The sequence below is a fragment of the Sphingobium fluminis genome (assembly GCF_037723805.1).
Lineage (GTDB): Bacteria > Pseudomonadota > Alphaproteobacteria > Sphingomonadales > Sphingomonadaceae > Sphingobium.
The window spans coordinates 67370-80050 of the sequence record NZ_JBBJUK010000008.1; the positions used below are offsets into that span (position 1 = coordinate 67370).

9 protein-coding genes are annotated in these 12681 nt (G+C 62.0%); 8 read left to right on the forward strand and 1 reads right to left on the reverse strand.

Going from position 1 to position 12681, the window contains the following annotated elements; all coding sequences use genetic code 11:
- Nucleotides 1–20 precede the first annotated feature (20 nt).
- On the reverse strand, nucleotides 21–2171 hold the full coding sequence (locus WG907_RS17110; protein WP_340234712.1) for a molybdopterin-containing oxidoreductase family protein: 2151 nt from the start codon (nucleotides 2169–2171) through the stop codon (nucleotides 21–23).
- 392 nt (nucleotides 2172–2563) lie between these two features.
- Between WG907_RS17110 and WG907_RS17115 the strand changes: the two genes are divergently transcribed.
- The 8 genes from WG907_RS17115 to WG907_RS17150 all read left to right on the forward strand — a co-directional run bounded on the left by WG907_RS17115 (nucleotide 2564) and on the right by WG907_RS17150 (nucleotide 12536).
- Nucleotides 2564–3730 carry an acyl-CoA dehydrogenase family protein gene (locus WG907_RS17115; RefSeq protein ID WP_340234713.1) on the forward strand — a complete coding sequence of 389 codons (1167 nt, stop codon included), beginning with the start codon at nucleotides 2564–2566 and terminating at the stop codon, nucleotides 3728–3730.
- Between the two features lie 21 nt (nucleotides 3731–3751).
- Nucleotides 3752–5482 carry an acyl-CoA dehydrogenase family protein gene (locus tag WG907_RS17120; RefSeq protein ID WP_340234714.1) on the forward strand — a complete coding sequence of 577 codons (1731 nt, stop codon included), beginning with the start codon at nucleotides 3752–3754 and terminating at the stop codon, nucleotides 5480–5482.
- Between the two features lie 41 nt (nucleotides 5483–5523).
- A complete protein-coding gene (locus tag WG907_RS17125; protein WP_340234715.1) occupies nucleotides 5524–6699 on the forward strand; it encodes an acetyl-CoA C-acyltransferase in 1176 nt (391 codons plus the stop codon).
- Nucleotides 6700–6767: 68 nt separating this feature from the next.
- A complete protein-coding gene (locus tag WG907_RS17130) occupies nucleotides 6768–8801 on the forward strand; it encodes a 3-hydroxyacyl-CoA dehydrogenase NAD-binding domain-containing protein (protein ID WP_340234716.1) in 2034 nt (677 codons plus the stop codon).
- 28 nt (nucleotides 8802–8829) lie between these two features.
- Nucleotides 8830–9582 carry an SDR family NAD(P)-dependent oxidoreductase gene (locus tag WG907_RS17135; protein ID WP_340234717.1) on the forward strand — a complete coding sequence of 251 codons (753 nt, stop codon included), beginning with the start codon at nucleotides 8830–8832 and terminating at the stop codon, nucleotides 9580–9582.
- 17 nt (nucleotides 9583–9599) lie between these two features.
- Nucleotides 9600–10769: an acyl-CoA dehydrogenase family protein gene (locus tag WG907_RS17140; RefSeq protein WP_340234718.1), complete on the forward strand. Its 1170-nt coding sequence runs from the start codon at nucleotides 9600–9602 to the stop codon at nucleotides 10767–10769.
- Nucleotides 10766–11860: a phosphotransferase gene (locus WG907_RS17145; protein WP_340234719.1), complete on the forward strand. Its 1095-nt coding sequence runs from the start codon at nucleotides 10766–10768 to the stop codon at nucleotides 11858–11860. The genes WG907_RS17140 and WG907_RS17145 overlap by 4 nt, the downstream gene beginning before the upstream one ends.
- Nucleotides 11861–11870: 10 nt before the next feature.
- Complete coding sequence (locus WG907_RS17150; protein ID WP_340234720.1) at nucleotides 11871–12536, forward strand: SDR family oxidoreductase; 666 nt, start codon at nucleotides 11871–11873, stop codon at nucleotides 12534–12536.
- Nucleotides 12537–12681 lie beyond the last annotated feature (145 nt).

Consider the following 12681-nt stretch of genomic DNA (forward strand, 5'->3'; position numbering starts at 1 on the left):
GGCGCACCGCTTTGATAACATTAGGTAAGACTGACCGGAATACCGTTCAGGATCGACATTCCCGCCAGGGATTCGATGTCGTCAGGGCTTTTTGCGGCAAGGATGTTGGAATTGACGCCGGGAACCGCGTTCGCCCTTTGCCATCCGCCATTATGCCCCCAGCCGTGCGGCAGCGCGACATTGCCTTCCTTCATCCTGTCGGAGATTTTTGCCGGTACGCGAAGCGTTCCTGCGCGGGACCTGACGGTGACCTCCTGGCCATCGGCAATGGCAAGACGCTCCGCATCGACTGGACTGATGTGCAAATGATGCCGTCGCTTGGCCGTCATGCAGGACGGCACATTGTGGAGCCAGGTATTCATCGACAGCATTTCACGCATGCCGGTCAATCGGAAGGGAAATTCGGCGGAATGCTCAAATTCGCGCAATCGTTGCAGTTCAATCTTCAGCTCCGGAAACGCGAGCGCAATTTTCCGGTCTGGCGTGGCAATCACATCGGACAGAACGCCGCTGGGCAACTCGGCGTCCAGGCTTTTGCCATGGGGAAACCGACCAAGCAGCTTGCGCAGCGACAAGCCGTTGCGGCGCAGCCCGAAACGGTCCCCGCTTGCGCTCATCCGCACCATCCAGTCCATCAACCGCTTCGGACTCAAAGCGAAACCCATGGCTGACAGTCTGCGAAGCCAGCGATTATCATAGCAGCCCCCCAGACCTGACCGACGACAAAGCTCGTTCAGTATCTCCCATTCCTCACGAACCTCGCCCCTCGGCTCGACCACGGCGTCGGTGGCGAACAGCGCCGGCCTCAACATGTTCGATAGATATTTGTAGGGGATATCAGCATGTTCGAACATCGTCGCCACTGGCAGAATATAATGGGCGTGGCGGTTGGTTTCGTTGATATAAATGTCGAGGGAAAAGTGAAGCTCCAGCTTTTCAAGCGCCGCAGCGAAGCCTTCGCCGCCCGCACCGCTGGAATGAACCGGGTTGCCGCCGAGCATGAGCAAGGCGCGGACCTGCCCTTCGCCTGGCGTTTCGACATCCTCGACCAGGCATCGTGACGGCAACATGCCACCAAGTGCGGGAAGGCCGCTCACGCGACTGCGCACCGTCGTTTCCCGGGTCGCCGGAAATCTGTTCTTAGTAAGACTGGACCAGGTAAAAAGCGCCCCGCCCGGTCGATCGAGATTGCCCGTCACAATGCAAAGAAGGCTCTGCAAAACATTGTTCAGGGTGCCAAAGCGCTGGGTGCATGTCCCCGTCCGCCCATAGATGGTGGCCGAGCGGGCCTGGGCAAAATCGCGGGCCAGTTCGCGAATGAGCTGAGCCGACACGCCACATTCCGCAGCAGCGCGTTCGGGCGTGAATGGTCGAACCTGCTCCACCAGTTCTTCCAGCCCGTTGCAATGTTCATCGACGAAGTCGGCATCCATCCAGTCGTTGGCGATAATTTCATGGAGCATCGCCATCATGAGCCATGCATCGGTCCCGGCATTGACCTGCACATGTTCGAAAGACTGAGCCGTCTCGCTGCGGCGCGGGTCAATGACCAAGACCCGCCCGCCGCGCTTGATCACGCTATGCAAGGCGTCGCGCATCAGCGGCTCGGTGCAGACCGAACCATGCGAAACCATGGGATTGGCGCCTATGATGATCGCAAAATCCGTGCGCCACAGATCAGGGCGTGGATACAGCAGCGCGGACCCGAAAAGCAACTCGCTCGCCATCAGAAGGGACGCCGCATCCTCGGCATTGACGCTATAATTCCAGCGCGTCCCGAAAACCCGCTTGAAGGCTGAAAACCAGACCGCCGTAGCGAAACCGTTCGTCGGCGGCTGGCCCAGGAACGTCGCAAAGGCGCTGGCTCCGTGCCGATGCCTGATCTTCTTAAGCCTGTCGGCGATAACCGACATCGCCTCCGACCAGGAAACCGGCGCAAATTCTCCCGGACCACCGATCCGCTTTAGCGGCTGCGTAACGCGATCCTCATCATACATGACCTCCACGGCGCCCGTGGCTTTCTTGCAGAAATGGCCGTGCGAATAGGGACTGTTCTTGTCGCCGATCACGGACGTCAAGCGACCGTCCCTTACAGTGGCAACCAATGCGCACATCGGTTCGCACACCCGGCAGAAGGTGTGCACCGTCTTGTCCAGATTGCTGCTGCTCACGATCGATCCTCTCCCAAATTCTCGGACAAATGCGCAGCGTCCGCATGCGTCGCGCCTGTTGGACGGGCAAAGCCACGACTGCGATCAGCCACCTCTTGAAAATCTTGATGACAGTCTTGCCGGCTCGATGCGCGGCGCGGCGTCCGGCAACATTGGCGATCCTCGCTTCGCACATTCTCTCCTGCTTCTGGGCAGTGTCGACACCCAAAACACGCTGCTTTTCGTTGTCGGGCGCGCGCCTGCGAGAAGGAATAAGCGTAATCCGACGCAAAATTGTCAAGCATTAACTTGACGATCATCAAATATATTGCTGTTTGGCGGGAAAGCTCCACGCCACGAATCGCCGCACAGGCATTAGCGGGAGTTCAAACAAGACGCGGGAAGGATGGGCTGTGCATTTCGAGCTGAGCGAAGAACATCAGATGATCAAGGAGCTTGTCACGAAGTTCGCCCGCGACTTCATGATGCCCCTGGAATCCGCCGTGATGGAGCGGGAAGCCGCAGGCAAGGAAATGTACGTCACCAAGGAGGAGCAGGCTTTTCTCGACGCCAAGGCGAACGAGTTGGGGCTGTTCGGCCTGGATGCGCCGCTGGACGTCGGCGGTGCCGATCTGCCCATGGTCGCCATGGTCGGAGTCGAGGAAGCGATCGGCTACACCGTGACGCCCTATGTACTGCCGCCGGATTCGCCTAATCTTCGCATGCTCATCGCCACGGTCGATGATCGTCAGCGAGAGGCCTATCTGGTCCCGCTGGCTGCCGGAAAGACGAGATCGGCCATCGGCATTTCCGAGCCTGGCGCCGGGTCGGACCCCGCAATGATGAAGACGCGCGCCGTGCGCGACGGCGAGGACTGGATCCTCAACGGTCGCAAGATCTGGATTACCTATGCCGACGAGGCCGACTTCACCATCGTGATGGCAGTGACGGACCCTGAAAAGGGTGCGCGCGGCGGGATGAGCGCGTTTCTGGTCGACCGGCATACGCCCGGCTTCAACATCCTGCGCCGCATCCCGATGCTGGGCGGTCAGTCCACCTATGAAATCGCTTTGGAGGACTGCCGCGTCGAAGGCTGGAAGCTGCTGGGCGTCGAGGGACAGGGCTTTGCCCCCATGCAAACCCGGCTCGCTACGCGGCGCATCCAGATGGCGGCCTGGTCGATTGGTATGGCGCAGCGTGCGCTCGACATGCTGGTAGACTATGCGCCGCAGCGGGAGACGTTCGGCGCACCGTTGTCGGAACGGCAGGCTATCCAGTTCTGGGTGGCCGAATCCGCAACCAAGATCCACGCCGCGCGGCTGATGGCTTATGATTGCGCCTGGAAGCTCGACAATGGCCACGACGTCCGCTCCGAAATCAGCATGATCAAATGGTATGCCACGGAAATGGCCTATACTGTGGTGGATCAGGCCATGCAGGCCTTCGGCGGCATGGGCATGACGAAGGAAGTGCCGCTCCAGCTGATGCAGGCAAAGCTGCGGACGATGCGCGTTTATGACGGGCCTACCGAAGTCCATAAGTGGGTGATCGCGCGCGGCCTGCTCGGCACGCGCAAATAGCGCCGACAGGAGCAGACAGTCATGACTTTCGCCTGTCCGGTCGCCGAACAACGATTCCTCCTGCGGCATATAGCGGGGGTGCACGATTTGATCGGGCGCGAGCCTTTCGGCGCCCTTGACGACGACGTGATCGTGGCCGTCATCCATGGCAGCGCCGCCTTTGCGGAGGGCGAGTTCGCCCCACTGCTCCGGACCGGGGACGATCCCGGCCCCCGATGGTCAGATGGCAGGGTCACGATGCCCGTCGGGTTTCGTGAAGCTTATGCCAGGTTCGTGGAAAGCGGTTGGGGCACGATCGCGGCGCCGTCGGAATTCGGCGGTCAGGGGCTGCCGTTCAGCCTCGCCACATTGGTGCTGGAAAATCTGAGTGCCGCCAATCTGGGTTTCGCCGCCTGTCCGACCCTAACGGCAGGGGCGATCGAGGCGATCGAGGCGCATGGTTCGGCCGAGCAGAAGGCGCGCTGGCTCCCGAAACTCATAACCGGCCAATGGTCGGGCACGATGAACCTCACCGAACCGCAGGCAGGGTCGGACCTTGGCGCGTTGCGGACAGTGGCGGAGCCGGACGGGAACGGCCTGTATCGGATCCGGGGCCAGAAAATCTTCATTTCGTTCGGCGAGCATGATCTGGTCGAAAACATCGTCCATCTCGTGCTCGCCCGGCTTCCTGATGCCCCGGCCGGATCTAAGGGCCTTTCCCTGTTCATCGTGCCGCGCCAGCGGCTGGATGCAGATGGTAATCCAGTCGGCGCCAATGATGTGCATTGTGCCTCGATCGAACATAAGCTGGGCCTCCACGCCTCGCCCACCTGCGTCATGACCTATGGCGACCATGCCGATTGCCTCGGCGAACTGCTTGGTGGGGAAAATGGCGGGCTTCGCGCGATGTTCACAATGATGAACAACGCCCGGATCAACGTCGGCAATCAGGGGATACAGGTCGCCGAGCGTGCGCGCCAACTCGCCGTCGCCTACGCCCGCGATCGCATCCAGTCGCCCCGCGCGGATCGCAGCTCTGGGATGGAGCCGGTGGCGATCATCGGTCATCCCGATGTGCGACGTATGGTGTTGCGGATGAACGCCCTGACCCAGGCGGCGCGCGCAATGCTCTATTATGCTTCAGGCCAACTCGACCGTGCACATCTTGGCGATGCACAGGCCCAGGTTCGTGCTGACCTGATGACCCCGCTCGTCAAATCCTATGGTTCCGACATAGGCTGCGAAGTGGCAGCACTGGGCGTGCAGGTCCATGGCGGGATGGGTTTCATCGAGGAAACAGGCGCGGCGCAACATTATCGCGACGCCCGCATCATGCCGATCTACGAAGGGACCAACGGCATCCAGGCCGCCGATCTCGTCGGGCGAAAGCTTGTGGGTGACGGGGGCGCGGGGCTGGCGAGTCTGCTAGCCGATGTCCGGCGCGACGCTGCCGATGTTCCCACGATCATCGCCCTGGCCGACGCTGTCGAACAGGTCGCACAGTGGATGATCGCAGCGCCGATCAACGATCGGCTGGCGGGTAGCTATCCGTTCATGACGATGGTCGCGGTTCTGACCGGCGGCTGGTTGATGGCGCGTCAGATGCGACTGCTCGAGGGCGATGCAGTCGCATCTTATTTTGCCGCCGGCAAGCGGGCAGCGGCACGCTTTTATCTCAACTGCATCGTTCCCGAAGCCCTCGGATTGCGCGCCGCCGCACAAGCCGGCGCGGCACTATTCTATGATGTCCCCGACAATGGCCTGCTGGCCTGACAAGGCAGCCTGTTCACCGCATTCCCATTGGAGTTCCGCCCATGCGTTCCGCCGTTATCGTTTCCACCGCCCGCACCCCCATCGGCCGCGCCTATCGCGGTGCTTTCAACGCCCTGCCCGCGCCGACCCTTGGATCGCACGCTATCAGGGCCGCCGTCGAGCGTGCGGGTATCGATCCCGGCGAAGTGGATGATGTCGTTATGGGCTGCGCGCTGCAACAGGGCCACGCCGCTTTCAACGTCGCCCGAATGGCGCTGCTTGCCGCCGGATTGCCCGATGGCGTGTCCGGCGTGTCGCTGGACCGGCAATGCGCGTCCGGCCTGATGGCGATCGCCACAGCCGCCAAGCAGATCATAACAGACAGGATGGACGTGACGATCGGTGGAGGGCTGGAGTCGATCAGCCTGATCCAGACTCCGGAAATGCGGGCGGCGGTGGACCCGGCACTGGAAGCGCGCCATCCCGACGTCTATATGCCGATGCTCCAGACGGCCGAAGTGGTCGGTGCCCGCTATGGGGTCGGTCGCGACGCCTGCGACGACTATGCGCTTCAATCCCAGCAACGTACTGCCGCGGCTCAGGCAGCCGGCAAGTTCGACGACGAAATCATAGCCGTGACAGCGACCATGCAGCAGGTCGACAAGGCGACTAAGGCAGTTTCCGAAGTCCAGGTCACGCTGAGCAAGGACGAGGGCAACCGCCCGGAAACGACGCTCGACACGCTCCAATCGCTGAAACCAGTCATCGCAGACGGAATCGTGACCGCAGGCAATGCCAGCCAACTCTCCGACGGTTCGTCGGCGTGCGTGCTCATGGAAGAAAAGCTGGCCGAGCGCCGCGGCCTGGCCCCGCTTGGTCGCTATGTCGGGATGGCTGTCGCTGGTACCCGGCCCGACGAAATGGGCATTGGCCCCGTATTTGCTGTGCCTAAGCTGCTTGAGCGCTTCGGCCTCTCGATCAATGACATCGGCCTGTGGGAACTGAATGAAGCGTTCGCGGTGCAGCTTCTCTATTGCCGCGACACGCTGGGCATTCCCGACGAACTGCTGAACGTCAACGGCGGCGCGATCTCGATCGGCCATCCCTATGGCATGAGCGGTGCGCGGATGGTGGGCCATGCGCTGATAGAAGGAAAGCGGCGCGGCGCAAGGCATGTCGTGGTGACGATGTGCATCGGTGGCGGCATGGGCGCGGCCGGACTGTTCGAAGTATTGTAAAGGGTCGCACAGCAGGTCAACGCCTTCCGCCTCCCCCGACAGTCAAGCCAAACAGAATGAGAAGCATGATGCTCCGCCACAGCCGCATCGAGGACATCCTCGAAATCGTCATCGAAAACCCGCCAGTGAACGCGCTCGGCGCATCCGTGCGCCGCGCCCTTTTCGACGCGATCGATCAGGCCGAAAAGGATGCCCTGGTGCGGGTCCTCCTGATCCGTGGCGGGGGAAAGCTGTTTTCGGCAGGCGCCGATATCAGCGAATTCGATCGGCCAGAGGAGGAACCGGGCCTCTCAACCTTGGTGGATCGTATCGAGGATTGCGCCAAGCCGGTAGTCGCCGTTCTGCACGGCCAATGTCTGGGCGGCGGGCTGGAGGTGGCGATGGGATGTCACTTCCGCATCGCGGCGAGCAGCACGCGGCTCGCCTTGCCCGAAGTCACGCTGGGCCTGCTGCCCGGCGCTGGCGGCACCCAGCGGCTGCCCCGCCTCGTCGGGGCCGCTGCGGCCGTTAACATGATCGCGACCGGCGCGGCGATTACCGCGCAGGAGGCACAAGCGTCAGGACTGATCGACCGGCTGGTCGATGATGCGGAATTTGCCGCAGCCGCGCTGGACTATGCGCGAACGCTCGTCGCTCCACGCCGGACTCGCGATCTTCCCGTGGTGACCACGGCCGACGAGGTCGATGCGCATGTCGCCGCCAACGCCAGGAAATTTGGCGGGCTGGAAGCGCACAAGGCCTGCATAGAAGCGGTCAAGGCTGCGACCTGTCAGCTTTTTGCGCAGGGTCTTGCCCTTGAAAAGTCGCTCTTTGAGAAACTCGTCAAGAGTGACCAGGCGCGCGCATTGCAGCATGCGTTCTTCGCCGAACGCCGCGCGGCTACGATCGCGGACCTGCCCAGGGACACGGCCAAGCGCCCCATCGCGCAGATCGGCGTGATCGGAGCGGGCACCATGGGCACCGGCATCGCCGTGAATTTCCTGCTCGCGGGCTTGCCCGTCACGCTTGTTGAAAAGGGAGCCAGCGCGCTGCAACGCGGTGTCGATACGATCGCCAGGACTTTTGCCTCCGGTGTCGCGAAGGGCAAGATGACGGCAGATCAGGAGCAACGGGCCAATAGCCTGCTCGCGCCGACAATTGCGTTTGATGACCTGAGCGGGTCCGACCTGATCATCGAGGCCGTGTTTGAGGACATGACCATCAAGAAAGAGATTTTCAGCACCCTCGACCGGATCGCAAAGCCTGGCGCGATCCTTGCGTCCAACACGTCGTTCCTTGACATCAACGAGATGGCTGGCGTTACGAAGCGGCCCGAAGATGTGGTCGGCCTGCATTTCTTCTCCCCGGCGAACATCATGAAGCTGGTCGAAGTTATTCAGGGCGCGCGAACGGGCCAGGATGTGCTGGCGACCTGCATGGGTCTGGCCAAGCGGATCGGCAAGGCCCCCGTCCTCTCCGGCGTATGCTACGGATTCATCGGCAACCGCATGTTGCTGCCCAGGCTCGACCAGGCGAGACAGTTGCTGCTCGAAGGCGCTACCATTGCGCAGATCGATGCGGTCAGCACGCGCCTTGGCCTGCCCATCGGGCCTTTGCAGATGATCGATCTCGCCGGCGTGGATATCGGTTGGCATCGCGACCCAACGCGGATCGACAATCTCAACGATGCGCTGTGCGCCAAGGGGCGGCTGGGCCAGAAGAGCGGCAGCGGCTATTATGACTATGACGAACGGCGCAGACCCGTGTCATCGCCGGAAGTGGATGCGATCGTGCAGCAGTTCCGAGCTGACGCGGGCATTGTGCCACGGGCCATATCGGACGACGAGATAATGGTCCGCACCGTCTATATCATGATCAACGAGGCGGCGCTCATTCTGGAGGAAGGCATCGCTCAGCGCGCTTCCGACATCGATACGGTTTGGATGCTGGGCTTCGGTTGGCCTCGCTGGACAGGTGGACCGCTCTGGTGGGCGACACAGACTGGCATCGGCAGCATCATCGATGGTCTCGAACGGCATCGCGATCACTTCGGCCCGTTCTTCGCCGTGGCGGAGTCGCTGAAAAAAGGATCGTCGCGCTATCAACCCTTCTATCCTGCATAACGGGCAGAACATGGAGATGGACAAGTCAATGCGACGCTGGCGACTGGACGGCAAAGTGGCGTTCGTCACGGGCGCTTCGGGCGGCCTTGGCGCCTATTTCGCAAAAATACTGGCGTCGACGGGAGCCTCCGTCATCATCGGGGCGCGTCGGCAGGACTCACTTGCAAGCGTGGCGGCCGAGATCACGGCAATCGGGGGCGTTTGTGAAACCGTAAGCCTCGACGTCACGCGCGCTGACTCCATCGCCACAATCGCGCCGTTGCTGGAGCGGGTGGATATTCTCGTAAACAATGCCGGACTGGTGCGAGACGGCGGTGCCCTCGATCAATCGGAGGGCGACTGGGACACTGTCATCGACACCAATCTCAAGGGCATGTTCCTGATGTCGCAGGCGGTCGGCAGGGCGATGCGGGAACGCCGCACAGGCGGGTCCATCATCAACATCGCATCCATTCTGGGTCTGCGCCAGGCAGGCGGAGTCCTGCCCTATGCCGTGTCCAAATCGGGTGCCATCCAGATGACCAAGACTCTGGCGCTCGAACTGGCGCGCTACAATATTCGCGTGAACGCGCTGGCGCCCGGTTATCTGGCGACTGAACTCAACGACGATTTCTGGCGCAGCGATGCCGGCAAGGCGATGATCAAACGCATCCCGCAGCGCCGCCTGGGGCAACTCGACGACCTGGAAGGGCCGCTGCTGCTGCTCGCGTCCGATCTCTCCGCTTACATGACCGGATCGGTGATCGAGGTGGACGGTGGTCATCTGGTCAGCACGCTTTGAAAACAGGGAACAATGAGATGACTGATCGCGCCATAGCCATAGCGGATCGCGTAGAGGCGTTCGTCCGCAACATCGTGGTTCCTTATGAAAAGGACCCGCGTATCGAAGTCCACGGTCATGGACCGCCCGAGGATCTGGTCGCGGAACTACGGGCCGAGGCACGGGCGGCGGGCGTCATGACCCCGCACATTCTTGACGATGGCTCCCATCTCACCCAGCGTGAAACCGCAATCATTCTCAAGCGGTCGGGCCTGTCGCCACTGGGACCGGTCGCGGTCAACACGATGGCGCCCGACGAGGGCAATATGTACCTGCTGGGCAAGGTCGGAACGCCGGACCAGAAGACCCGCTTCCTTGCCCCGCTGGTGTCGGGGGAGGCCCGGTCAGCCTTCTTCATGACCGAACCGGCGGCCGAAGGTGGCGCAGGGGCCGATCCGTCGATGATGCAGACCCTGTGCCATCCCGATGGCGATCATTGGGTCATCAACGGTCGCAAGGCGTTTATCACCGGCGCGCAGGGCGCGAAAGTCGGCATCATCATGGCCAAGGCGCAAGAGGGCGCCTGCCTGTTCTTGGTTGACCTGCCAGACCCCGCTATTCGCATCGAGCGGCTGCTCGACACGATCGACAGTTCCATGCCCGGCGGCCACGCCGTCGTCACCATCGACAATTTGCGGGTGCCGGCAGACCAGATGCTCGGTGCCAGTGGCGAAGGATTCGCATATGCGCAGGTTCGCCTCAGCCCCGCGCGCCTCTCGCACTGCATGCGCTGGCATGGTGCGGCGACGCGGGCGCAGGAAATCGCGACCGCCTATGCCTGCAAGCGTGAAGCATTCGGGAAGCTGCTCGTGGATCATGAAGGCGTCGGCTTCATGCTGGCGGAGAACCTCATTGACTTGCAGCAGGCCGAACTGATGATCGACTGGTGCGCCGACGTGCTGGACGGCGGTTCGCTCGGCACGGCGGAAAGTTCGATGGCAAAAGTCGCCGTGTCCGAGGCGCTGATGCGCGTCGCCGACCGCTGCGTGCAGGTGATGGGCGGCACGGGCGTGTCCGGAGACACCATCGTCGAGCAGGTTTTTCGCGAAATCCGCGCCTTCCGTATTTATGACGGGCCGACCGAAGTGCATAAATGGTCGCTCGCAAAAAAGATCAAGCGCGACTTCCTCAAGGCGAAAGACGCATGAGCACTGGCGACGACAATCTCGGCACGACCGCCGTTCGCGAAGGCTATGCGTTCGACGAAGCGGCGCTGGAGCGTTGGATGGCGGCAAACGTCGCCGGCTTCGCCGGCCCGATGCGGGTGGAGCAATTCCGCGGCGGCCAGTCCAATCCGACCTATAAGCTGCTTACGCCTGCTCGCGCCTATGTGCTGCGTCGCAAGCCGCCCGGCCAATTGCTCAAGGGCGCCCATGCCGTGGAGCGCGAGGCGAAAGTTCTGATCGGCCTGGCCAAGGCCGCCTACCCCGTCGCGCATGTCCACGCGGTCTGCACCGACGACAGCATCATCGGCACATGGTTCTATGTGATGGACATGGTGGAAGGTCGCATTTTCTGGGATGCGTCCATCCCCGGCGTGGACAAGGCCGAGCGGGCGGCGATCTTCGATGCGATGAACGATGCCATGGCGCAGTTGCACCGGGTCGATTATGATGCCGTCGGCCTTGGCGATTATGGCCGTGCCGGCAATTATTTTGATCGGCAGATCGGCCGCTGGTCGAAGCAATATGAGGAAGACACCGACGCGGGGCGCGATCCGAACATGGATCGGCTCATCGTCTGGCTTCGCGAGAATATGCCGGCCGATGACGACGAGACCAGCGTAATCCACGGTGACTTTCGGATCGACAATATGATCTTCCACCCGGCAGAGCCAAAGGTTCTGGCGGTGCTGGACTGGGAATTGTCGACGCTGGGGCATCCCGGCGCGGACTTCGCCTATAACGCCATGATGTACCGGATGCCGCCGCACATCGTGGCGGGTCTGGGTGGTGCCGACATCGCCGCCCTGGGCATTCCGACCGAGCAGGATTATGTCGCGGCCTATTGCGCGCGAACCGGACGCGAAGCCATGCCCAACTACGGCTTCTACATGGCTTTCAACTTCTTCCGGCTGGCAGCGATCTTCCACGGCATAAAAGGCCGGGTCTTGCGCGGAACGGCGGCAAACGCACAGGCGACGAAGCGCGTCGCGGTGTTGCCCGAGTTGTTTGCGCTGGCATGGCGTCAGGCCGAACTGGCCGATAGTTCGTCCGTGCGGACGACACGATCATTATAGGAGAAATCTCGTGAGCCATATCGTAGTGACCGGCGCGGCCGGCGTACTCGGCAACGCCGTTGCACATTTCCTGATCGAGCAAGGCCATGATGTAACCGGTGTCGATCTTGCAGGCCAGACCAACGACTTTGCGGGGACCTTCATCGGCTCGGTTGATCTGACCACCGCTGAGGGCGCGGCGAGCGCCGCCCGGAAAATCCTTGCGAACGGACAGGTCGATGGCCTGGTCAACATCGCGGGCGGTTTCCGGTGGGAAACGATTGCGGACGGCAGCCCGGAGAGTTGGGAATTTCTGCACAGGATTAATGTGATGACGGCCCTTCATATGAGCCGATCCCTCCTCGCCTCGCTCGTCCTCGCCAAAGGCGCCATCGTCAATGTCGGTGCGGCAGCGACGCTGAAGGCTGGCTCGGGCATGGGCGCCTATACGGCGAGCAAATCGGGTGTGGCACGGCTTACCGAGGCGCTGGCGGAGGAACTCAAGGACGAGGGGGTGCGGGTCAACGCCGTCCTTCCTTCGATCATCGACACGCCGGCCAATCGGGCGGACATGGGGGAGACCGATGCGGCCAAATGGGTAGCGCCCTGCGAACTCGCCCAGGTTATCGCCTTCCTGCTGTCCGACGCCGCCTCGGCAATTACGGGCGCAAATATTCCGGTGACGGGTCGGGTCTAGCCGTGATATGTTTCGAGCCTCGACATCGCAGATGCCGAGTGACGGACCGTCGCGTTGCGCACATGTACGGCGGTAAAGCCGGCTGCCAAGCGACATACCGCCATCCTGCATCTTAAGGTAAGGGTGTGCGGCTCGGGATTGGGGG

Excerpts from the sequence above, each read along its gene's own strand:
- WG907_RS17135 (WP_340234717.1), top strand. The coding sequence starts at position 8,830 with ATGCGACGCTGGCGACTGGACGGCAAAGTGGCGTTCGTCACGGGCGCT.
- WG907_RS17140 (WP_340234718.1), top strand. The coding sequence starts at position 9,600 with ATGACTGATCGCGCCATAGCCATAGCGGATCGCGTAGAGGCGTTCGTC.
- WG907_RS17125 (WP_340234715.1), top strand. The coding sequence starts at position 5,524 with ATGCGTTCCGCCGTTATCGTTTCCACCGCCCGCACCCCCATCGGCCGC.
- WG907_RS17130 (WP_340234716.1), top strand. The coding sequence starts at position 6,768 with ATGCTCCGCCACAGCCGCATCGAGGACATCCTCGAAATCGTCATCGAA.
- WG907_RS17120 (WP_340234714.1), top strand. The coding sequence starts at position 3,752 with ATGACTTTCGCCTGTCCGGTCGCCGAACAACGATTCCTCCTGCGGCAT.
- WG907_RS17145 (WP_340234719.1), top strand. The coding sequence starts at position 10,766 with ATGAGCACTGGCGACGACAATCTCGGCACGACCGCCGTTCGCGAAGGC.